Origin of the sequence: Nocardioides sp. T5 (assembly GCF_048161455.1) — a bacterium.
Taxonomy (GTDB): domain Bacteria; phylum Actinomycetota; class Actinomycetes; order Propionibacteriales; family Nocardioidaceae; genus Nocardioides.
This window is the reverse complement of record NZ_CP182415.1, coordinates 880,158-903,043: the sequence shown is the minus strand read 5'-3', so window position 1 is coordinate 903,043 and position 22,886 is coordinate 880,158. Positions and strand designations below refer to the sequence as shown.

The window sequence follows — 22,886 nt, the reverse complement described above, 5'->3', positions numbered from 1 at the left end:
GGCGCCCGGTCGCCCCGACCGCACGCCGCCATGACGTTGTCGTACGACGTCATGGCGCCCGGTGGGCCCAGCAGCCATCCGCCATGACGTCACGCACCCGCGAGCCCATGACGTCCAGCGGGGTCACAGCCGCTTCTGCAGCTCCAGGAGCGTCTCGATCGTGTGGTAGCCCAGCGCCTCGTTGACGGCGTTCATCCGGGTGTTCACCTCGGCGTTGGAGGTGTCGACCGTGACCAGGTCGGGGTACGTCGCCACCGCGAGGTCGTGGGTCGCGAGCTTCAGGGCCAGCCCGAGCCGCCTGCCGCGGTGGGCCGGGTCGACGAGGGTGATGCCGACCTGGGCGTGCGCCCGGTCGGTGTCGTTGACGCGGATGTCCGACACCCCCGCGACCGAGCCGTCGGGGGCGAGCGCCATCGCGGTGTGCACGTGCCGACCGACCGACACCTGGAGCCGCTCGGCCTCGCGGATGCGCTCCGGCGTCCACTCCGATGCCCGGAGGTCGAGCTCACCCAGCGGGATCTCGGAGAACAGCATTCCGAGCAGCCGGCCGAAGGATGCCAGGTGCTCCTCGGGGCAGACGGTGTCGAACGTGATGATCCGGTAGCCGTCGGTCGTCGGCGCCCGAGCCGCCAGCGACTCGCGACGACCGAGGTAGTCGACGACGGCCAGCTCCTTGATCGACTCGCGGCTCGCCACGTCGAAGTCCCGCGCGTCGGCGAACGCCTCCGCCGGTGCGGTTCCCCCGGGCGGCAGGTAGGCCTCCCCGGTCACGGTGGTGCGACCGTGCCCGCGCGCGAGGACCTCGATCTCCGCGAGCAATGCCGACCCGATGCCCTGTCGGCGGCGCGCGGCGTCCACGTATACCGCCGCACCCGCGAGGTGCAGGTTGTCCTGCTGGGTGAGGATCGCCATCCCGGCCCCGACCATCACACGGCCGTCGATCGCCCCCAGCAGGGTGGTCGAGCGCTCGGGGTTCTCCGCCTGCAGCCCGATGCGGCTCTGCGCCCACAACGGCCACGGCGTGCCGGGTCGATCGGCGGTGGCAGCGTGCCCGACCTCCCACCACGCCCGCAACGCCGCTTCGTTGCGCGGGTTGATCTGCTCGATGTCGACCACGCGGTGACTGTAGCCGCGCACCCCTGCCCGCGCACGCCGATATCTGAGGACGGGGTGAACGTCCGGTCGGGCCGTCGACGTCCGCGACGTCCTCAGATAACGGGGTGCGTGACCGGCTCCTGCTTTGGCAGGGTCACCGGCATGACGACCGCCTCGCCCCTTCGCGACCGACTGCGAGCCGCGATGCTCGACGCCCGGCGGGCCCGGGACGCCGAGACCACCTCGACGCTGCGGACCGCCCTCGCGGCGCTCGAGAACGCCGAGGCAGTGCCCGCCGGTGCGCGCGCCGGCGCGCTCGAGGACGCACCGGTCGGCGCCGGGGCCACCGAGGCGGAGCGGCGGCAGCTCACCGACGCCGACGAGCTGGCCGTCCTCGACGCCGAGATCACCTCGCTCCTCGAGGCCGGACGGGCGTACGCCTGCTCGGTCCCCGAGCGCGCGGCCGCCGCCCGCAGGGCGGCGCAGACGTTGACGGGCCTGCGCGGCGACTAGCGGCGCGAGGCGCGCCGAAGCCGCGCCGCCTCGATCCGGTCGGCCTCGCGGACCGCCGACCTCGCCATCACCCGCCCCCGCCAACGCACGATCGCCCCGATCACGAGGACGAAGGCAGGCAGGCCGATCCCCAGCCAGAGCCAGGTGGCGAGCGGTGAGCTCGTCTCCACCGACGAGCCGTCCGGCGAGACCCACAACGTCCAGGTGTCACCGACCTCACGTTGCGGGGGCCCTGAGCGACGGAACGTCGCGGTCCGCACGACGCCGCCCTCGGACCAGCGCAGCTCGTAGGAGGTCAGGGTGCGGTCGTCCTCCCCAGGGCGGGGGCCCTCACGCACGGCGACGACCGTCGTCTCCTCCTGATCGGTCCCGCCCAGCAGGTGAGCGCGCGTGCCCGGCATCAGGACGACCAGCACCGCGGCGAGCACCAGCCCGATCCCGACCCCGAAGACGACGTCACCAGGTGAGAGCCACCCGCGCTGCTGGGGCTCAGCCTCGTCGAAGCCGGGTCGTGGGTCGGCGGTCACAGCAGGTCGCTGCCTACAGCGCCAGCTGGCGGCGTACGACGTCGGCGAGCCGCGAGGCGACGCCCTCGGCCTCGTCCTCGGTGGGCGCCTCGACCATCACCCGCACGATCGGCTCGGTGCCCGAGGGGCGCAGCAGGATGCGGCCCCGCTCCCCCAGCACGGCCTCCTCCTCCGCGACGGCCGCCGCCAGCACGGCGTCCTCGTCGGCGCGGGACTTGTCGACGCCGGACACGTTGAGGAGCACCTGCGGGAGCCGCGTCATCACGGAGGCGAGGTCGGCCAGCGACCGACCGGTGGTGGCCATCCGCTCCATCACGTGCAGCGTGGTGAGGATGCCGTCGCCCGTCGTGGCGTGGTCGCTGAGGATGACGTGGCCGGACTGCTCGCCGCCGAGGTTGTAGCCGGAGACCTTCATCGCCTCGAGGACGTAGCGGTCGCCGACCTTGGTCTGGCGCACCCCGACGCCGCCCGCGCGCATCGCGTGGACGAAGCCGAGGTTGCTCATCACGGTCGCGACGACCGTGTCCTTGGCCAGCCGCCCCTGCTCGAGCAGCGAGAGGGACAGGATCGCGAGGATCTGGTCGCCGTCGACGACGTTGCCCTCGGCGTCGACCGCGAGGCAGCGGTCGGCGTCGCCGTCGAGTGCGAAGCCGGCGTGGGCCCCGTGCTCGACGACGGCCTTCTGCAGGTCGCCGAGGTGGGTGGACCCGCAGTCGTCGTTGATGTTGAGGCCGTCGGGGTCGGCGTGGATCGCGATCACGGTCGCGCCGGCGTCCTCGAGCGCGCGCGGGCCGGCGGCGTGTGCGGCGCCCTCGGCGCAGTCGAGGACGACCTTGAGGCCCACCAGGGGGTGGCTGATCGTGCTCTCGAGGTGGGCGGCGTACTCCTCCACCGCGCTCTCGTAGACCTCGACCCGGCCGACGGCGCCGCCGGTGGGGCGCTCCCACGGCTCGCCCATGCGGCGCTCGATGGCGATCTCGATCGCGTCGTCGAGCTTGTGGCCGCCCCGGGCGAGGAACTTGATCCCGTTGTCGGGCATCGGGTTGTGCGACGCCGAGAGCATCACGCCGAGGTCGGCGCCGAGCCGGTCGGTCATGTAGGCCACGCCGGGCGTCGGCAGCACGCCCAGCAGGAGCACGTCGACCCCGGCCGAGGCGAGGCCCGCGACGACCGCGGCCTCGAGGAACTGCCCGGAGATGCGGGTGTCACGGCCCACCACGGCGAGAGGACGGTGCCCCTCGAACTCGCCGCGGTCGGCCAGGACGTGTGCGGCGCAGACCGAGAGGTCGAGGGCCAGCTCGGCGGTGAGATCGGCGTTGGCCAGGCCCCGGACGCCGTCCGTGCCGAAGAGTCGCGTCATGGCCCGGGAGCCTACGGGTCGCGCCCGCCCGCCGCAGAAACGAGGTCTGCCGGACGCGGGTGCAGATGCGACGAGGCCCGCACCGTCCGACGACGGTGCGGGCCTCGAGGTGCAGGCTGGGTCAGCGCTTGCTGAACTGCGAGGCCTTGCGGGCCTTCTTGAGACCGGCCTTCTTGCGCTCGACGACGCGGGCGTCGCGGGTGAGCAGACCGGCCTTCTTGAGCGCCGGGCGGTTGGCGTCGGTGTCGATCCCGTTGAGGGAGCGCGCCACGCCGAGGCGCAGGGCACCGGCCTGGCCGGCGATGCCGCCGCCGTGGATGCGGGCGATCACGTCGAAGCGACCCTCGAGCTGCAGCTCGACGAACGGCTCGTTGGCGATCTGCTGGTGCAGCTTGTTGGGGAAGTAGCTGTCCATCGAGCGGCCGTTGATGGTCCACTCGCCGGTGCCCGGGACGATGCGCACGCGGGCGACGGCCTCCTTGCGGCGGCCGGTGGCCGCGCCGGGGGCGATGGTGGCCGGACGGGCCGGGGTGTCGGCCGAGGCGTCGCTCTCGGACGTGTAGGAAACGCCCTCGGCGTTGGCCTCGAAGGTCTCCTCGACCTCGGTGGTGTTCTCAGTCATCTGTGAGTCCTCAGTCACTGGGAGATCTGCGAGATCTCGAACGGGGTGGCCTGCTGGGCCAGGTGCGGGTGGTCGGGGCCGGAGTAGACCTTGAGCTTCTTCAGCACCTGGCGACCGAGCTTGTTCTTCGGGAGCATGCCCCACACAGCGCCCTCGATGGCCTTGCGGGCGTCCTTCTCCAAGAGCTCACCGAAGGGGGTGGCCGAGAGGCCGCCCGGGAAGCCGGAGTGGCGGTAGGCCATCTTGGTGGTCTTCTTCGACCCCGAGAGCGACACCTTCGAGGCGTTCACGATGATGACGAAGTCGCCCATGTCCATGTGGGGGGCGAAGGTCGGCTTGTGCTTGCCGCGGAGGAGGTTGGCGGTCTGGACGGCGAGGCGGCCCAGGACCACGTCGGTGGCGTCGATGACGTGCCACTCACGCTGGATGTCAGCGGGCTTGGGGCTGTACGTGCGCACGGCGGTATCCCGTTCTGGTTCGTTGGTCCCGGCCCTCGGACGAGGGCCGACTGGTGCTGCTGCGGCTTCTGACGAACACGGCCCGGATCGCTCCCCGGCTCCGCTGGGAGACTGGGGATGACGTCCGGATCTGCACCCGGTCCCTGAGGGATCGGGCGCGGCAGGAGTCGCGACCAGCAAGACTACGGCTCACGCGCGAGAGGGGTCAAAACGAGGAGCGGGCCGCCGGAGCGCGGTCGCGTGAGCACAATGGCCCCGTGCGCAACGGCGGCGTCTCCTTCTGGTGGCAGCAGGTCGGGCTGCCCACTCCCACCGACCGGCTCGAGGGTGACACGTCGTGCGACGTGGTGGTCGTCGGCGGCGGGCTCACCGGGCTGTGGACGGCGTACTACCTCGTCGAGGCCGATCCCGACCTCGACGTCCGGGTCGTCGAGGCGGAGTTCGCCGGCTTCGGTGCCTCGGGTCGCAACGGCGGGTGGCTCTCGAGCGAGCTCGCCGGGAGCGCGCGGACGTACGCCGCGGTGGCGGGCGAGGACGGCGTACGTCGGCTGCGTGACGCGCTGCGCGGCACGGTCGACGAGGTCGTCGGCGTGGCCGCGCGTGAGGGCATCGAGGCCGACATCGTCCGCAGCGGCGTGCTGACCGTCGCGCGGTCGGAGGCGCAGCGCCGGCGCCTCGGCGGCGAGCTCACCGCGGCCCAGGTGGCCGAGCGGATCCGGGTGGCCGGCGCCGTGTCGGGCCACCTCGACCCCGACTGCGCGCGGGTGCAGCCCGCGAAGGCCTGGTGGCCGGCGTCGCCCGCGTCGTGCGAAAGCGCGGCGTACGCATCCACGAGGGCACCCGCGCCACGGCGGTCTCCCCCGGCACGGTCGTCACCGAGCGCGGCACCCTGCGCGCCCCGGTGGTGCTGCGCTGCCTGGAGGGCTTCACCGCCGGGCTCGCCGGGCACCGGCGCGACTGGCTGCCGATGAACTCCGCGATCGTGGTCACCGCGCCGCTCACCGCCTCGCAGTGGCGCGAGATCGGGTGGGAGGGCGAGGAGCTGCTCGGCGACGAGGCGCACGCCTACTGCTACGCCCAGCGCACCGCCGACGGCCGCATCGCGATGGGTGGACGCGGCGTGCCCTACCGCTTCGGCTCGCGGACCGACGTCGACGGCCGCACCCAGGACCGGACCGTCGAGCAGCTGCGCTCCACGCTGACGACCCTCTTCCCCTCGCTGGCCGGCGTGCGGCTCGACCACGCCTGGTGCGGGGTGCTGGGCGTGCCGCGCGACTGGAGCGCCAGCGTGGCCTACGACCCCGCGACAGGCCTCGGCCATGCCGGCGGCTACGTCGGCTCGGGCCTCACCGCCACCAACCTGGCCGGTCGGACGCTGCGCGACCTGGTGCTCGGCCACGACATCGAGCTGACCCGGCTGCCGTGGACCGGGCACCGGGTCCGGAGGTGGGAGCCGGAGCCGCTGAGGTGGGCCGGCGTGCACGCGCTGTACGGCCTCTACCGTGCCGCCGACCGTCGCGAGGACGCCGGCCTGGCACGCACCAGCCGCATCGCCCGGGTGGCCCACCGCGTCGCCGGACGGTGACGCCGTCCGGTGCCGCCGGACGTCCCACTGCTGGACACCTGATTCGCGGTCGTCACGCGCTCCGGTCTAGGTTGAGGGGACCCCACAGACGTACACAAGACGCTCGAAACGCATCGAGCGCAGAGACAGGAGCCGACGTGACCGACGTTGCGGCCAAGGATTCCCTGACTGTCACCGACAACCGGACCGGTCAGACGTACGACATCGCGATCACCGACAACACGATCGCCGCGAAGGACCTCGGACAGATCCGCCTCGATGAGGAGCAGCCCGGTCTCGCGACCTACGACCCCGGGTTCGTCAACACCGCCTCGTGCCGCTCGTCGGTGACCTACATCGACGGCGACAAGGGCATCCTGGAGTACCGCGGGTACCCCATCGAGCAGCTCGCGGAGAAGTCCAACTTCCTCGAGGTGGCCTACCTCCTCATCCACGGTGAGCTGCCCACCAAGGAGCAGTACGACACCTGGGTGCACGAGATCACCTACCACACGTTCGTGCACGAGAACGTGAAGTCGTTCATGCAGGGCTTCCGCTACGACGCCCACCCGATGGGCATGCTGATGGCCTCCGTCGGCGCGCTGTCGACGTTCTACCCCGACGCCCGCAACATCAGCGACGCCGACAACCGGCACATGCAGATCGTGCGGATGATCGCGAAGATGCCGACCCTCGGCGCCTGGGCGTTCCGCCACGCGCAGGGCAAGCCCTACGTGTACCCCGACAACGACCTGGGCTACACCGCCAACTTCCTCTCGATGCTCTTCAAGATGAGCGAGTCGAAGTTCGAGGCCGACGAGCGCCTGGTGAAGGCCCTCGACGTGCTCTTCATCCTCCACGCCGACCACGAGCAGAACTGCTCGACCAATGCGGTCCGCTCGGTCGGCTCCTCGCAGGTCGACCCCTACTCCGCCGTCTCGGCGGGCGTGGGCGCGCTCTACGGACCGCTCCACGGTGGTGCGAACGAGGCCGTGCTGCGGATGCTCAAGCGCATCGGCAGCAAGGAGAACATCCCCGCCTTCATCGACGGCGTGAAGGACGGCAACGAGCGCCTGATGGGCTTCGGGCACCGGGTCTACAAGAACTACGACCCGCGCGCGAAGATCATCAAGAAGTCCGCCGAGGACGTCTTCGAGGTCACGGGCACCAACCCGCTCCTCGACATCGCGCTCGAGCTGGAGAAGATCGCGCTCGAGGACGAGTACTTCGTCAAGCGCAAGCTCTACCCCAACGTGGACTTCTACTCGGGCCTGATCTACGAGGCCTTCCAGTTCCCGCCGGAGATGTTCACCGTGCTCTTCGCCATCGGCCGTACGCCGGGCTGGCTGGCGCAGTGGTCGGAGCTGGTGCAGGACAAGGACCAGAAGATCGCGCGTCCCAAGCAGATCTACACCGGCGACCGCGAGCTGACCTTCACCGCGGCGGCCGAGCGCTGGAGCTGAGCCCCCGCACCACCGTCGTACGACAGGACGCCCCCGGCCTCGCGGCCGGGGGCGTCCGTGCGTCTCAGCGCTCGAAGACCGCCGTCGTCCGTGCCGGCACCGTCACCTCGTCGGCCCCGGCCGTGCTCCCCTTCACCACCGCGTCGGAGCCCGAGGCCTGCACGTCGTGCAGCGACCAGCCCGCGCCGGCACCGGTGACCGTGGTCGCCTGCGGGGTGGCGTTGAAGACCACCAGCACGCCGTCGCGGTCGGCGTCGGCGTCCGCGCCCACGGTGTCGTCGACCAGCATCGCGATCACGCCCGGCTCGGTGTCGAGGAAGGACACCTTGGCCTGGATGGCGTCGAGGTCACCGAGACGGAAGAGCCGCGACGACGTGCGGATGCGCAGCAGGTCCTGGGCGCGGGCGTGTGCCTCGTCCATCGCCGCCGGGGTGGGGTCGAGCGCCGCGTCGGCGAGCAGCGGGCGCATGAAGTCCCACTTGGCCTCGTTGTCCACCCGCAGCGGCAGCCCCGAGCCGAACGTGTTGTCGCGACGCTGCCAGTCGACCCGGTTGAACCAGTCGCCCGAGTCGTAGGAGTTGCGGTCCAGGCTCTTGGAGCGGAGCAGGTCGGTGCCGGCGTGCCAGAAGACCACGCCCTGCGAGAGCGCGACCGTCGAGAGCGAGACGGTGTTCATCCGCACCCGGTCCTCCATCGAGGTGCCCTGCGGCAGCTTGAGGGCGAGGGAGTCGAAGAGCGTCTCGTTGTCGTGGGCGTCGACGTAGGTCACCGTCTCGGCCGGGTCGGCGGCGTAGCCCGCGGGCTGCCCGTTGTAGTCGACCTCGGAGCCCACGACCTCCTCGCCGGTCGACGACGACCGGAAGCGGAAGTCGGCCAGGTTGCCGGCCAGGCCGAGCTTGACGAGGTCCTCGAGGTGCAGCAGCTCCTCGCGCTGCTCGTCGGCCGAGCCGTTGACGGCGGCACCGTTGGGATCGGTGAAGAGCCCGGATCCGAAGCCCTGCACCCGCGGGTCCTCGTCGAAGGGCCCGCCCCCGCGCACGGCGTCGCGCAGGCGGTCACTGAAGGAGCCGATGCCCGATCCGGCGAGGTTGCGCTGCGTGGCCTGCGTGAAGCGGGCGTCATCGGCGACCTCGCCGAAGTTCCAGCCCTCGCCATAGAGGTAGACGGCCTTGCCGTCCACGCCGTCGCGCTTGACCGTGAGGCCGTCGAGCGCGGCCCGCAGGCGGGTCATGTTCTCCAGCGAGTGGTGCCCCATCAGGTCGAAGCGGAAGCCGTTGACCTTGTAGTCCCGCGCCCAGGTGAGCACGGAGTCGATCATCAGCTTCTCCATCATCCGGTGCTCGGTCGCGGTGTTGGAGCAGCACGTGGAGGTCTCCACGGCGCCCGACGCGTCGAGCCGGTGGTAGTAGCCGGGCACGATCCGGTCGAGCACCGACTTCGGGTCCTGGCCGCTCGCGGCGGTGTGGTTGTAGACCACGTCCATCACGACCTGGAGACCGGAGGCGTTGAGTCCCTGCACCATCCGGCGGAACTCGACGGTGCGTCGGGGGCCCTCGGGATCGGTGCTGTAGGAGCCCTCGGGGGTCGTGTAGTGCAGGGGGTCGTACCCCCAGTTGAAGCCGTCCTTCGTGCGCACCGCGTCGACGCACTCCTGCTGCTCGGTGGAGTCCGGCGGGAGCGAGGCCAGGTCGCAGGCCGGGGTCTGCTGGGCCGAGCGGCGCTCCTCGATGGTGGCGATGTCGAAGGCCGGCAGCAGGTGGACCGTGTTGAGGCCTGCGTCGGCGAGCCGACGCAGGTGACGCATGCCGGCGGAGTCGTCGCGGGTGAACGCGAGGTAGGTGCCGCGCTCGGCGGCGGGCACGGTCTCGTCACCGATGGAGAAGTCGCGCACGTGCAGCTCGTAGACGTTGCGGTCCTCGGGCTGCGCGACCACCGGCGGCGTGGTGCGCGCCCAGCCTGCCGGCGCCAGCGCCGGGTCGGCGAGGTCGACGAGCAGCGAGCGCTCGGAGTTGGTCGTCAGCGCCACGGAGTAGGGGTCGGTCACCCGGTTGGTGACCACCGCGCCCGCGGCCGGCGACCAGACCGTCACCTCGAAGGCGTAGGCCGCGCCCTTCCACGAGGCGGGTCCCGACACCGTCCAGGTGCCGTCGCGCCGGCGGTCCATGGCGACGCGCCGTCCGGCGACCACGGCCACGACGTCCTGCGCGGTGGGTGCCCACAGGGCCAGGGTGGGCCGGTTGCCGCGCCAGGTGGGCCCGAGGTCGGCCTCGGCCGCGTCGGCGTAGACGTCGTCGAGGACGCCCGGCACCTGCACGCCGGTGGCGTCGTGCAGCGTCCCGCCCGGGTCGTACGACGCGACCGCCAGCTGCCCGGTGAGGATCTCGGGCACCTTGCGCACAGCGGCCCGGTCGAGGCGGAAGGCCTCGTGGCCGGCGAGGTGGGGGAAGTCGGCGAGGACGTCGTCGGGCAGGCCTGCGGGGTCGTGGGCGAGCGGCACGCTCGAGCCGCCGGTGACGGCCTCGGCGTCGACGCCGAGGTCGCCGGCCTGCGACCAGTGCAGGCGGTAGCGACGGCTCGCTGCGTCGGGGACGTCCCAGGCGACGAGGTCGTCGCGCAGCCACTTCGCCTTCGCCTTCGAGAGCTCCGGTGCGGCGCCGGCGGCGCGGCTGGACACGGTGAGCCGATGGGTCGCCACGTCGTAAGTGAAGACCATCTCGACCCCCGTCGCGGGGACGTCGAAGGCGATGTCGGCGCCGCCTGCCGCGCCACCGTCGCCGTAGTTCTCGTCCCACGACAGGCCGTGGGCGACCTTGGTGGCGTAGCTGCCGGCGGGCAGGGCGGTCGTGGTGAACGTGAAGGTGCCGTCACCGTCGGGGTCCTTCAGCCAGCCGCGCATGCAGTCGGGAGCCCAGTCACCGGCGCAGCCCAGCTCCGACTGCATGCTGCCGGCCAGCGTGACGACGGGTGAGTTGGCGTCGGTGGTGACCCAGTGCGAGCCGTGCTCGTAGTAGAAGGCCACGTCGCGCGGCGCGTCGAGCACCAGCGGGACGTCACCGCCGCCGGGGGCGCCACCCGCGCCGTAGTTCTCGTCCCACGACCCGTCGATGGCGGCCTTGTAGGCGTAGTCACCGGCCGGCAGGGAGACGGTCCGCTTCCACACCAGGTCCTGCGGGTCCAGCGACAGCTGCGCCTCGGCGCAGTCGGGCTGCCAGTCCCCCGGGCAGCCGATCTCGGCGTTGTGGCTGCCCGGCATCGAGACCGCGCCCGGCTGGGTGACCGGTCCGCCGGTGCCCCCGCCGCCGGGCGTCGGCTCGGCCTCGGGGTCGCCGACGACGGCGTAGGTCGAGGCGACGGACAGGTTGCCGCTGCTGTCGCGGAGCACCGCGCGGTACTCGACCAGCGACCCCTTCGCGAGCGCCCGCACGTCGTGGAAGACGCGGTAGGGGGCGTTGTCGTCGGTGCCGAGCGTGGTCCACGCCTCCGCACCGACCGGCCGCCAGGCCAGGGTGACCTGGTTGAACCCGCCGTCGGGGACGCCGACCGTGATCGGCGCCCGCCCGCCGACGGTGCCGCCGGCCGAGGGCTTCTGGAACTGCACCGCCGGCGCCTCCGCGCGTCCGGGCAGCCTGCCCGCCGCGCGCCACACCACGGCCGACAGCGGCGGGACGGTGATCGTCGTACGCCCCTCGGCGTCGGTGCGCAGCGACGACCTCACCGCCGGCCACACCTGCCTGAAGGTGCTGCGACGCATCTCGGTGCCGACGGTGACCGTCTTGGCGGTGGTCGCGTTGTTGAGGGCCACCAGGTGCTCGCGGCGCTCGTCGGCGTCGATCCGGCTGAAGGCGAAGATGCCGGCGTCGCTCGAGGCGTAGCGGTGCAGCTGCGCGCCGTCGGCCAGCGCGGGGTGGTCCTCGCGCAGGTCCGCGAGGCCGCGGATCGTGCGGTAGAGCGGGTGGGACGTGTCGTAGTTGGCCTGCGCGGTCGTGGCGTCGGTGCCGATGAGGTCGTTGTCGTTGTAGGACGCGACCTTGCTGGGGAACATGTCCTCGCGGGCGTCCTTGTCGCCGCCGTCGCCGACGAAGCCCTGCTCGTCGCCGTAGTAGACGACGGGCTGGCCGCGGGTGAGGAACATCAGCGCGTGGGCGAGCCGGTCGCGCTCGAGCTCGGAGCCGGTGCCCTTCAGGAAGGTGCCGATCCGGCCCATGTCGTGGTTGCCGAGGAAGGTCGGTGACGCGTAGGCATTGGAGTCGGCGTCGGTGTACCAGTCGTCGGCGGCGTAGAAGTCGCGCAGCCGCGTCGTGGCACCGCCCTTGGCGAAGCCCGTGCCGACCGACTGGAAGCCGAAGTCGAGCGTGGCGTCGAGGCGCCCCTCGGTGCTGAAGGTCGACAGGTAGGCCGGGTCCGCGTCGTAGACCTCGCCGAAGGCGAAGAAGTCGTCGTTGCCGACCGACGCGGCGTGCTCGCGGATGGCGGGGGCGAACTCCTGCCAGAACTCCATGTTGACGTGCTTGGCGGTGTCGATGCGGAAGCCGTCGATGCCGAGGTCGACCCAGGCCTCGTAGATGTCGGTCATCCCGTCCACGACGTCGGGCTGCTCGGTGAAGAGGTCGTCGAGCCCGACGAAGTCGCCGTAGGTGGAGGACTCGCCGGCGAAGGTGGAGTCACCCCGGTTGTGGTAGTTGGTCGGGTCGTTGAGCCAGGCCGGGACCTTGACCGTGCGGTCGGCCTCGGACCGGAAGACCGGCGTGTAGGGGAAGGACGTGGCGGCGTCGAGCTCGGGGAAGTCGGGCGAGCCCACGACGTCGCGGTCGTCGAACTCGTTCCCGGCCGCGTCGCGGTAGGGCTCGTCCTCCTTGGAGACGTAGCCGTACTGCTTCTCCTCGTAGTCGATGACGTCAGCGGTGTGGTTGGTGATGATGTCGAAGAAGACCTTGATGCCCCGCCCGTGGGCCTCGTCGATGAACGCCTCGAGCTCGGCGTTGGTGCCGAAGTGGGGGTCGATCTGCGTGAAGTCGGTGACCCAGTACCCGTGGTAGCCCGCACTCGCGTCGGCGCCGGCGCCCTGGACGGGCCGGTTCTTGAAGCTGGGGGTCAGCCAGATGGCGGTGGTGCCCAGGTCGGCGATGTAGTCCAGCCGGTCGGACAGGCCCTGGACGTCGCCACCGTGGAAGAAGCCCTTGTCCGTCGGGTCGAGCCCGGTGGTGAGCCGGTCGCCGGAGAGGCCGCCCGTGTCGTTGGTCGGGTCGCCGTTGGCGAACCGGTCGGCCATGACGAAGTAGAAGCTCTCGCGCGTCAGGGGACCGCGCAGCGAGGTGCCGGCGAGCTCCCGGTCGACCTTGGTCGGCTTGGCGGAGGGCTGCTCGGCCGGGGCCACGGCGATCCGGTGGGACGCGTCGTCGTACGTGAAGCGCAGGCGCGCGGGGTGCTCGAGCACGAGCGGCAGGTCCGGACCGCCGGCAGCGCCTCCGGCACCGTAGTTCTCCTGCCACGACCCGTTGACCGCGACCTTGTAGGCGTAGGTGCCGGCAGGCACCTCGGCGAGGAGCTCCCACGACCCGTCGGGCAGGCGCTCGAGACCCGAGGCCTCGCACGCCGGCGCCCAGTCCTCCGGGCAGCCGACCTCGTCCTGAAGGCTGCCGACGAGGGTGACGGTCGCCGGTGGTTCGGCCCGGTGGTCCGCCGCTGCGGGCGCGACGGGGGCGAGGGCGGCCACGACCGTGGCCAGGCCGGCGCGGGTGAGGACGGCGGGGGACGGACGACGCACGATGGGCTCCCGAGACGGTGCAGACCCCGGCCGCGGATGGCCGGGTGGCGCCGGTCACACTAGGGTCGGCGTGAGAGAACTTGCAACACCTGCAAGATCTTTCAGCGGTCCCCCGCGTGGGAACGGCCGGTTCTTGCAGAACCGGCTCTCCGGAGCCCGTCGCAGTCCACCCCTCCGATCGTGCGTGCCGCGGCTCGCGGATCACTACACTCGCCACCACTCGGGGGACGAGACGGCGCGACGCGGTCACGGAGGTGACGTGGCGACACGGGGGAACGGCACTCTCGGCGGGATGCTGCGTGCCCTGCGCGAGGACGCGGGGCTCTCGCAGGAGGAGCTGGCGGAGCGCGCCGGGCTCAGTCCGCACGCCATCAGCGCCCTGGAGCGGGGCACCCGCACCCGGCCCTACCCGCACACGCTCCGCTCGCTCGCCGCCGCGCTCGAGCTGACCGAGGACCAGCGCACCGAGCTGCTCGCGGCCGTCCCGCCGAGGTCACCGCGCCCCGCCACCGACGCGCCGGTGCGCACCCGCGAGCTCCCCGTGCCCGCCACCCCCCTGCTCGGCCGTGACGACGACGTCGGCCGCGTCGCGGACCTCCTGCGGACCAGCCGCCTGGTCACCCTGAGCGGTCCCGGCGGGGTCGGCAAGACCCGCCTGGCCCTGGCCGCCGCGGCACAGGTCCGCGACCGCTACGCCGACGGCGTACGCCTCGTCGAGCTCGCCCCGCTCCTCGAGCCCGAGCAGGTGCTGACGGCGGTCGCCGACGCTGTCGACGCCCCGCGGGACCCGTCCCGCACGGTCGGCGACGACATCGTCGCCCGCCTGCGCGGCCAGCACCTCCTGCTCGTCCTGGACAACGTGGAGCACCTGCTCGACGCGGCCCCCGACGTCGCCGCGCTCGTCGAGGCGGTGCCCGACCTGTCCGTGCTGACGACCAGCCGCGCGCCGCTGCGGGTGCGGGGCGAGACCGAGTACGCCGTGGACCCGCTCGAGGTCGTGGACCTCCCGGACGGCTCGCCCTCCCCCGCCGCACTGCTGCTGCTCGACCGCGCGCAGCGGGTCAACCCCGGCTGGGGCGCCGGCCCGTCCGACGCCGCAGCGGTCACCGCCACGTGCGAGCGACTGGCCGGGCTGCCGCTGGCCCTCGAGCCTGCCGCGGCGCGGGCGCGCCTGCTCGACCCGGCCGCGCTGCTCGACCGGCTCGACACCGCGCTGCAGACCGGCCCGCGCGACCTCCCGCCCCGCCAGCGCACGATGCGCGCCACCCTCGACTGGAGCCAGGGGCTGCTCGACGCGCCCGCACGCCGGCTGCTGCGGCTGATGGGCGTCTTCGTCGGCGGCACGACCCTGGCCGACCTCGAGGCCGTCGCGTCCCGCGCGGGGATCGCGGAGCACGAGGTGGTGACCAGCCTCGAGGAGCTGGTGGAGCACTCGCTCGTCCTCGCCGACGGCTCGGGACGCCTGCGCATGCTGGAGCCGGTCGCCCAGTACGCCCGCGACCTGCTGCGGGAGGCGGGCGAGTGGCAGGAGGCGGCGCGGGCCCACGCGGCTCACTACCTCACGGTTGCCGAGACCAACCACTCGAGCTATCGCGACGGGGGCCAGGTCGCGGCGCTCAACCGCATCGACCTCGAGCACGCCAACCTCATGGCGGCCGCCGAGCGCTCGCTGGCGGGCGGTGACATCGAGACCCCGGCCCGGATGGCATGGGAGCTGTGGCTCTACTGGTGGCTGCGCGGCGGCCACGACCACGGCCGGCGGTTCGCGGAGACCGCCCTCCAGCACGCCGCGGACCTGCCCGACGACGTGCACGCCCGCGCTGCGCTCGCCGCCGCCACGATGGCCTTCGCCATGGACGACGTCACAGCGGCCGGCGGATGGTGGGCACGCTCCCGTGAGCGCGCCGGCGACGACCCGGCGATCCTCTCCAACGCCGTGGCGGGCGAGGGCCTGGTGGCTCTCGTCGAAGGCGACCTCGCTCGGGCCCGCGACCGTTTCGAGACGGCCAGGCACCATGCGGAGGTCGCCGGCCCCGAGGTCCAGTGGACCTGGGGGTTGACGCACGTCTGGCTGGGGACCGTGGCACTCCTCGAAGGTGACGCGGACGAGGCCGTCCGGCTCATCGAGGCCGGCCTGGACTCGGCGAGGAGCAGGGAGGACCGGCTGTCGTCCTACATCGCGCTCTACAACCTCTTCCAGGTCGAGCTCGCACGCGGCGACCACGACGCCGCCCGCCGCCACCTCGAGGAGGGCACCCGGCTGTCCCTGGAGACCGGCGACCAGGCCAACCTCGCCTACCTCCTCGACGCGGGTGCGGTGCTCGCCGCCGCCTCCGACCAGCACGCACGCGTGCCGCTGCTGCTCGGCGCCGCCCAGGCGATCCGCGAGGCCCAGGGGGCGGCCGGATACGGCTACTACCGGCCCGACCCGGCCGCCATCACCGCGGCGGCCGACGACGCGCGGTCGCACCTCGGTGCCGACCGCTACGACGACGCCCTCGACACCGGACGCGGGTTCTCCACCCTGCAGGCGGCCGGCATGCTGCGCGACCCCGGACGGCCCTCGGGCTGACCCGGGCCGCACCTGACCCGCTCGGACCCCGTACACCGCTCGTACACCTGCGGCTGTCCGTGGCCCGCCGGCGTCGTACGCCTCGATGGTGGTCGCACGGCACACACCCGTGCCCATCCACCTGAAGTCACTGAGGCCACGCGAGGCCACCCGAGGAGCCGCACATGAGCACCACGCTCGACCCGTCCACCGCGTCCGGTCCGCACCGCGACGCCAGCACCGGCGCACCGACCCGGCCACCCGGCCGCGGGTGGATGCGCGCCGGCCTCGGCGCCGGCCTCGCCGGGATCGCCTCCGTCGTGGCCAGCACCACGGTGGACGCGGTGTACGAGCCAGACAACCTGGGCGACGCCGAGGCCATCGCGGAGGCGATGGCCGACCTCGTGCCGCAGGTCCTGGTCTTCCACACCGCGACCATGGTGTCGTGCGCCCTGCTGGTGGTGTTCGCCGCGGGCCTGCACCGGCACCTGCAGCGGCGCACGCACCCCGACAGCATCGTGCCCGGCGTGGCGGCGATCGGTGTCGTGCTGGTGTGCGTCGCCCAGCTGATGGGCGCCGGCCTGACGACCGAGTTCGCCTTCGCCTTCGCCGCGCCCGAGGACGCCTACGTCCCCGAGACGGTCGTCTTCTTCGGGCACTGGATCGGCACGATCCCGTGGCTGTGGGGCGGCATCGGCCTCACGGCGCTCGCCATGGTGAGCGCGACCTTCCGGCAGGGCGCGTTCCCGCGCTGGGTCGGCTGGACCAGCCTCGTGCTCGGCGGGCTGACCACGCTGTTCCTGGTCAGCCCCGTGCAGTACATGGCCGGCATGACCGGCCCGATCTGGCTGGTCGTGGTCTCGGCGGCGCTCCTGCGCTCGGTGCGCCGGGCCTGACGTGCCACCCGTCGTGCCGGACGAGTCGGTCCCCGACTTCGCGTCGTACGTCGCCGCGCGGCGGCCCGCCCTGCTCCGCTGGGCGCGCGCCGTCGCCGGCGACCCGCACAGCGCGGAGGACCTGCTCCAGGACTCACTCGTCCGGGTGCTTCCCCGGTGGGACGGTCTCCGCGAGGGGGCGGCGGCGGACGCCTACGTCCGACGCACCATCACCCGCCAGTACGTCAGCTGGCAGCGACAGCCGTGGCGGCGCGACGAGGTCGCCTCGGCCACCGTCCCGGAGTCCGTGCGGGCTCCGCGGCAGGACGTGACGGTCGAGCCGGCCGCACGGCTCTGGGACCTCGTCCTGGCGCTCCCACCCCAGCAACGCGCCGCGGTCGCCCTGCGCTACTACGAGCAGCTGAGCGTCGCCGAGACGGCCGCGGTCCTCGGCTGCTCGACCGGCACCGTCAAGTCCAACACCAGCCGCGGCCTCGCGGCGCTCCGCCGGCTCGCGTCCCACCCGGGCAGCAGCCCGACGACCACCACCCCCTGAGAGAGGACCTCCCATGTCGACCCCGTCCACGACCCCCGCCCGTCCGGCCTGGCTGCCCGCCGACTTCCGCCACCCGGCCAGGGTCGAGGTCCCCTTCGGGCACCACCTGCGACCGATCCGCGCCGAGGACACCGACCTCGACATGGTCGCCGTCATGGGCTCGCGCGAGCGGCTCTGGAGCATCTACGGCGAGGCCTGGGGATGGCCCCCCGCCGACATGACCCACGAGGCCGACCGCGCCGACCTCGCCCGCCACGCAGCGGAGATGGAGACCCACGAGTCCTTCAACTACGCGCTCCTCGACACCGACGAGACGGCGTTGCTGGGGTGCGTCTACATCGACCCGCCGGAGAAGCCGGAGGCCGACGCCGAGATCTCGTGGTGGGTCGTGGACGAGTGCGTGGGCACCGAGCTGGAGGCCGCCCTCGACGAGCTCGTCCCCCGCTGGATCGCCACGGAGTGGCCGCTGGAGCGGCCCCGCTACGTCGGCCGTGACCTCAGCTGGGCCGAGTGGCTGGCCCTCCCCGACCTGCCCCGTTGAGGGTCGTGCCGTGATCCGCGGCGAGGTCTCTGCACCTTCCCAGCGCGTTCTCAGCGCGTCCACAGGGTCCCGACGCATGGTGGTAGACATGAGCGACGGACAGACCCCCCAGCACGGCGGCCAGCACCACCCCCGGCCGACCCAGGACAACCCCTACGAGCGGGCCTCCGCCGGGTGGACCGGAGCCGGCCCGCAGCCCGCGCCCGGGGCACCCACCGGACATCCCGGGTTCCCGGCCCAGCAGCCCACCCAGACGCCCCCGCGCGGGCGGTCCGGGCGGGGACGGGCCGGACTGGCCGCCGCCGTCGTCGCCACCTCCCTGCTGGTCGGCGGAGGAGCCGGCATCGGCGGCGCCGCCTGGTGGGACGCGACCCAGGACGGCTCGAGCGGCTCGTCGCAGGAGAGCCCGGTGTCGACCTCGCAGGTGTCGTCGCAGCCGGACACGCCCCCGGCCGACGGGTCGGTGGAGTCGGTGGCCCAGAAGGTGCTGCCCAGCGTCGTGAAGATCGACGTCACGACCGCCGAGGGTGCCGGGTCCGGCTCCGGCATCATCCTCACCGCCGACGGCACGATCCTGACCAACAACCACGTGGTGGAGGGAGCCGAGGGAGGCACCGTCACGGTGTCCTTCGACGACGGCACCAGCGCCGAGGCCGAGGTCCTCGGCACCGACCCGCTCACCGACACCGCCGTCATCAAGGCCCAGGGCGTCTCCGACCTCACCCCGGCCACGATCGGCAAGTCGGCCAACCTCGGCGTCGGCGAGGGCGTCGTCGCCGTCGGCTCGCCGTTCGGCCTCGACGCGACCGTCACCAGCGGCATCGTCAGCGCGCTCGACCGTCCGGTCAACGTCGGCTCCGACGACCAGGGCAACTCCACGACGTACCCCGCGATCCAGACCGACGCCGCCATCAACCCCGGCAACTCCGGTGGCCCGCTCGTCGACATGACCGGTGCGGTCGTCGGCATCAACTCCTCGATCCGCACCGCCGCGTCGCAGTCGCCCTACGGCCAGGCGCAGGGCGGCTCGATCGGGCTCGGGTTCGCGATCCCCATCGACGAGGTGATGCCGATCGTCGACCAGATGGCGGCCGGCGAGACCCCGACGCACGCCCGCCTCGGCATCCAGGTCGGCGACCCGCGGACCGGCGACCCCGCAGGCGCGGTGGTGAGCGAGGTGACGCCCGGCTCGACCGCGGACGAGGCCGGGCTCACGGCGGGCAGCGTGATCACCCAGGTCGACGACCAGCGGATCACCGGTGCCGACTCCCTCGTCGCGACGATCCGCTCCTACCGCCCCGGCGACTCCGTGACCGTCACCTGGACGAGCGGCGGCGACGAGCAGAGCGCGGACCTCGTCCTCGACTCCGACGCCACCCAGGGCTGACCCGCTCGCCCACCCCGGCGTCGGCAACGGGTCGACGACGACACTCCCGTCCCCACTGGTGGGGGCGGGAGTGCGTGCATGGACCCGTTACCGGGCGACGGACATGATGGGGCCAGCCGTCGACCCGAGGAGTCACATGCAGCTCGAGCTCAGCCCCGCCGACGCGGAGTTCCGGACGAGGATGCGGGAGTTCTTCACCACCCGGGTGCCGCAGGAGATCCGCGACACCGTCCTCGAGGGCAGGCACCTCACCAAGGACCAGATCGTCGAGGCCCAGCGGACGCTCAACGCCGAGGGCCTCGCCGTGCCGCACTGGCCGGTCGAGTGGGGCGGCCAGGACTGGACCGAGCTCCAGCGGCACCTCTGGCACGAGGAGATGCAGCGCGCGGGCGTGCCGATCCCGCTGGCGTTCAACGCCTCCATGATCGGGCCGGTCATCGCCCACTTCGGGACGCAGGAGCAGAAGGAACGCTTCCTCCCCGCCACGGCCAACCTCGACATCTGGTGGTCGCAGGGGTTCTCCGAGCCCGACGCCGGCTCCGACCTCGCGAGCCTGCGCACGACCGCGGTCCGCGACGGCGACGACTGGGTCGTCAACGGCCAGAAGACCTGGACGACGCTGGGCCAGCACGGCGACTGGATCTTCACCCTGGTGCGCACCGACCCGGAGGTGAAGAAGCAGGCCGGCATCTCGATGCTCCTCATCGACATGACCACCCCCGGGGTCGAGGTGCGGCCGATCGAGCTGATCGACGGCGGCCACGAGGTCAACGAGGTGTGGTTCACCGACGTCCGGGTGCCGGGCGACCTGCTGGTCGGCGAGCTCAACGGCGGCTGGACCATCGCCAAGTTCCTCCTCGGCAACGAGCGCGTCGGCGTCGCACCGGTGGGCGCGACCAAGCGCGCCCTCGCCGGGCTCAAGCGGTCGGCGGCCGCGCAGATGGACGACCCGCTCGTCCGGGCCCGTGTCGCCGAGCTCGAGACCGCGCTGCTGGCGCTCGAGCTCACCGCGCTGCGGGTGGTCGCGCACTCCTCGGACGGCGCGCCGCACCCGGCCTCCTCGGTCCTCAAGCTGCGGGGCACCGAGCTCCAGCAGGCGGTCAGCGAGCTCGCGCTCGACCTCGCCGGGCCTGCGTCACTCGCCGCCCACGCGGGCGACGACTCGCCCCAGGAGGGCTGGGCGCGCCGTGCGGCGCCGACCTACCTCAACCTGCGCAAGGCCTCCATCTACGGCGGGTCCAACGAGATCCAGCGCCAGATCATCAGCCGCACGATCCTGGGACTCTGAGGGGGACGACGTGGACTTCACCTACGACGACGAGCAGCAGGCGCTGCGCGAGGCCGTCCGCGGCCTGCTCGCGACGGCGTACGCCGACCACGAGGCGCGGCGCCGCACGGTGGCCGACGACCCGGGCTTCGACAGGGCCCTGTGGGGGCGCCTGGCCGAGATGGGCGTCCTCGGGCTGCCCTTCAGCGAGGCCGACGGCGGCGTCGGCGCCGGTCCGGTCGAGATCGGGATCGTGTGCCAGGAGCTGGGCCGCGTGCTCGCACCCGAGCCCTACCTGTCCGGGGTCGTCCACGCCGGAGGCCTGGTGGCCGCGGTCGGGACGGCGGCGCAGAAGGCCGACCTGCTGGGGCGCCTCAGCGCCGGCGAGGTCCTGCTCGCCGCGGCCGACACCTCCCCCGGCGACCGCTGGACCTCGGACGCCGACGGCGTACGTGCCTCGGTGGCCGACGGCACCTGGACCCTCGACGGCGTCGCCGACCCGGTCATGGGCGGCGCGTCCGCCGACCACCTCGTCGTCACGGCAGCGCTGCCCGACGGTGGCACGGGCGTCTTCGTCGTGGACGCGACCGCGGCGTCGGTGACCGGCTACGCAGCCGCCGACCTGACCCGGGCAGCCACGGTCCGCTTCGAGGGCAGTGAGGCCACTCCGCTGGGCGAGCCCGGCCGCGACCTGTCGGCCAGCATCGCCACGATCAGCGACCTGACCCGCATCATGGGCGCCAACCAGGCGCTCGGCGTGATGCAGAGCCAGGTCCGCGCGACGACCGACTACCTCAAGAGCCGCAAACAGTTCGGGGTCACCCTCAACACCTTCCAGGCGCTCACGTTCCGCGCTGCCGACATGTACGTCTCGCTCGAGCTCGCCCACAGCACCGTCGACTGGGCGACCATGACCATCGCGGGCGGCGACCGCGAGGTCGTGGCCGACGCCGCCGACCGCGTCGGGCTCCAGGTCGGCCGGGCGGCGCGCCACATCGGGCAGGAGGCGATCCAGCTGCACGGCGGCATCGGCATGACCGCGGAGTACGCCGTCGGCGTGGGGACCGCGCACCTCACGGTGCTCGAGCAGTGGCTCGGCAACGCCGGGCACCACCTCGGCCGGCTGTCCGCGCGCGTCACCGACCACGAGCTGGTGGACGCGGTCTGATGGACCTCTCGCTCACCGACGAGCAGCAGGCCTTCCGCGACCTCGCCCGCGACTTCCTCGAGCGGGAGGCCGTCCCGCACCGGATGCGGTGGGACCACGACGAGTCCGTCGACCTGGCGATCGTGCCGAAGATGGCCGAGCTGGGGTTCTTCGGGCTCACCATCCCCGAGGAGTACGGCGGCGTGGGTGGCGACTACGTCACCTACTCCCTCGCGATGGAGGAGCTCGGCCGGGCCGACTCCGCGCTGCGCGGCATCGTGTCGGTGAGCAGCGGCCTGGTCGGCAAGTCGATCCTCGACCACGGCTCCGAGGAGCAGAAGCAGGAGTGGCTGCCCCGGCTCACCTCCGCGACGGCGCTCGGGTGCTTCGGGCTCACCGAGCCGGGCACCGGGTCCGACGCGGGCAACCTCACCTCCCGGGCGGTCCGCGACCCTTCGACAGGCTCAGGACAGGCGGCCGACTGGGTGATCGACGGCCAGAAGCTCTTCATCACCAACGGCACGTGGGCCGACGTGGCCCTCGTCTTCGCGCGCACGAGCGACGACGGCCCGCGGGGCGTGACCGCGTTCCTCGTCCCGACCGACTCTCCCGGGTTCGAGGCCCGCGAGGTGCGCCACAAGCTCGGGCTGCGCGGCCAGGCCACCGCCGAGCTGTTCCTGTCCGGCGTACGCGTCCCGGACTCGGCCCGGCTCGGCGAGGTCGGCCAGGGCTTCAAGATCGCGATGGGCTCCCTCGACAAGGGCCGTCTCGCCGTCGCCTCGGGCTGCGTCGGGATCGTGCAGGGCTGCCTCGAGACGTCGGTGGCGTACGCCACGGAGCGCACGCAGTTCGGCAAGCCGATCGCGTCCTTCCAGCTCGTGCAGGACCTCATCGCCGGCATCTCGCTCGACGCCGACGCCGCGCGGCTGCTGGCCTGGCGGTGCGCCGACCTCATCGACCGGGGCCAGCCCTTCGGGGTCGCTGCCTCCAAGGCCAAGCTCTTCGCCTCGGAGGCTGCCGTGCGCGCCGCGAACAACGCGATCCAGGTGCACGGCGGGGCGGGCTACGTCGACGACTTCCCGGTCGCGAAGTACCTGCGGGACGCACGGGTGATGACGCTCTACGAGGGCACGTCGCAGATCCAGAAGCTCATCATCGGCCGCGCCGAGACGGGCATCAGCGCCTTCGGCTGACGC

At 72.7% G+C, this 22,886-nt stretch carries 17 protein-coding genes and 1 pseudogene; 12 read left to right on the top strand and 6 right to left on the bottom strand.

The annotated features are described in order from the left end of the window. Positions 1-123 precede the first annotated feature (123 nt). Complete coding sequence (locus ACNKF0_RS04345; RefSeq protein ID WP_416956055.1) at positions 124-1,116, bottom strand: GNAT family N-acetyltransferase; 993 nt, start codon at positions 1,114-1,116, stop codon at positions 124-126. 141 nt (positions 1,117-1,257) lie between these two features. Between ACNKF0_RS04345 and ACNKF0_RS04340 the strand changes: the two genes are divergently transcribed. Next, positions 1,258-1,608, top strand: a complete 351-nt coding sequence (locus tag ACNKF0_RS04340) for a hypothetical protein (protein WP_416956053.1) — start codon at positions 1,258-1,260, stop codon at positions 1,606-1,608. On the opposite strand, the gene ACNKF0_RS04335 is transcribed toward ACNKF0_RS04340, so the two are convergent. The 4 genes from ACNKF0_RS04335 to rplM form a co-directional block, all read right to left on the bottom strand. Beyond that, on the bottom strand, positions 1,605-2,135 hold the full coding sequence (locus ACNKF0_RS04335) for a hypothetical protein (protein WP_416956051.1): 531 nt from the start codon (positions 2,133-2,135) through the stop codon (positions 1,605-1,607). The two genes, ACNKF0_RS04340 and ACNKF0_RS04335, sit on opposite strands and share 4 nt — an antisense overlap. A gap of 13 nt (positions 2,136-2,148) precedes the next feature. Beyond that, positions 2,149-3,495, bottom strand: a complete 1,347-nt coding sequence (glmM, locus tag ACNKF0_RS04330) for a phosphoglucosamine mutase (RefSeq protein ID WP_416956049.1) — start codon at positions 3,493-3,495, stop codon at positions 2,149-2,151. Positions 3,496-3,616: 121 nt separating this feature from the next. After that, entirely contained in the window at positions 3,617-4,117 is a 501-nt protein-coding gene (rpsI, locus tag ACNKF0_RS04325) for a 30S ribosomal protein S9 (RefSeq protein WP_299922592.1), read from the bottom strand. A gap of 14 nt (positions 4,118-4,131) precedes the next feature. After that, complete coding sequence (gene rplM, locus ACNKF0_RS04320) at positions 4,132-4,575, bottom strand: 50S ribosomal protein L13 (protein ID WP_299922594.1); 444 nt, start codon at positions 4,573-4,575, stop codon at positions 4,132-4,134. Positions 4,576-4,628: 53 nt separating this feature from the next. Here rplM and ACNKF0_RS04315 point away from each other — a divergent pair. The 3 genes and pseudogenes from ACNKF0_RS04315 to ACNKF0_RS04305 form a co-directional block, all read left to right on the top strand. Continuing rightward, positions 4,629-5,297, top strand: a pseudogene (locus ACNKF0_RS04315) (FAD-dependent oxidoreductase); the annotation flags it as partial. Between the two features lie 62 nt (positions 5,298-5,359). Further along, positions 5,360-6,160 (top strand): NAD(P)/FAD-dependent oxidoreductase, encoded by an 801-nt coding sequence (locus tag ACNKF0_RS04310; protein ID WP_416956046.1) that lies wholly within the window; start codon positions 5,360-5,362, stop codon positions 6,158-6,160. Between the two features lie 137 nt (positions 6,161-6,297). Next, entirely contained in the window at positions 6,298-7,602 is a 1,305-nt protein-coding gene (locus ACNKF0_RS04305) for a citrate synthase (protein WP_416956044.1), read from the top strand. A gap of 64 nt (positions 7,603-7,666) precedes the next feature. Here ACNKF0_RS04305 and pulA read toward each other — a convergent pair whose 3' ends face one another. Then, positions 7,667-13,366 (bottom strand): pullulanase-type alpha-1,6-glucosidase, encoded by a 5,700-nt coding sequence (pulA, locus tag ACNKF0_RS04300; RefSeq protein ID WP_416956042.1) that lies wholly within the window; start codon positions 13,364-13,366, stop codon positions 7,667-7,669. A gap of 292 nt (positions 13,367-13,658) precedes the next feature. Here pulA and ACNKF0_RS04295 point away from each other — a divergent pair, with 292 nt between their 5' ends. The 8 genes from ACNKF0_RS04295 (at position 13,659) to ACNKF0_RS04260 (ending at position 22,883) form a co-directional block, all read left to right on the top strand. Then, positions 13,659-15,938, top strand: a complete 2,280-nt coding sequence (locus ACNKF0_RS04295; RefSeq protein ID WP_416956040.1) for an ATP-binding protein — start codon at positions 13,659-13,661, stop codon at positions 15,936-15,938. 164 nt (positions 15,939-16,102) lie between these two features. Further along, a complete protein-coding gene (locus ACNKF0_RS04290; protein WP_416956038.1) occupies positions 16,103-16,813 on the top strand; it encodes a hypothetical protein in 711 nt (236 codons plus the stop codon). Positions 16,814-16,826: 13 nt separating this feature from the next. Then, complete coding sequence (locus ACNKF0_RS04285; RefSeq protein ID WP_416956036.1) at positions 16,827-17,348, top strand: SigE family RNA polymerase sigma factor; 522 nt, start codon at positions 16,827-16,829, stop codon at positions 17,346-17,348. Between the two features lie 13 nt (positions 17,349-17,361). After that, a complete protein-coding gene (locus tag ACNKF0_RS04280; protein ID WP_416956034.1) occupies positions 17,362-17,889 on the top strand; it encodes a GNAT family N-acetyltransferase in 528 nt (175 codons plus the stop codon). An 88-nt stretch (positions 17,890-17,977) separates the two neighbouring features. Then, entirely contained in the window at positions 17,978-19,276 is a 1,299-nt protein-coding gene (locus ACNKF0_RS04275) for a S1C family serine protease (RefSeq protein WP_416956031.1), read from the top strand. A 136-nt stretch (positions 19,277-19,412) separates the two neighbouring features. Beyond that, a complete protein-coding gene (locus tag ACNKF0_RS04270; RefSeq protein WP_416956029.1) occupies positions 19,413-20,564 on the top strand; it encodes an acyl-CoA dehydrogenase family protein in 1,152 nt (383 codons plus the stop codon). Between the two features lie 10 nt (positions 20,565-20,574). After that, entirely contained in the window at positions 20,575-21,711 is a 1,137-nt protein-coding gene (locus ACNKF0_RS04265) for an acyl-CoA dehydrogenase family protein (RefSeq protein WP_416956027.1), read from the top strand. After that, positions 21,711-22,883, top strand: coding sequence for an acyl-CoA dehydrogenase family protein (locus ACNKF0_RS04260; RefSeq protein WP_416956025.1), 1,173 nt, complete (start codon positions 21,711-21,713; stop codon positions 22,881-22,883). Before ACNKF0_RS04265 ends, ACNKF0_RS04260 begins: the two co-directional genes overlap by 1 nt. Positions 22,884-22,886: the final 3 nt, after the last annotated feature.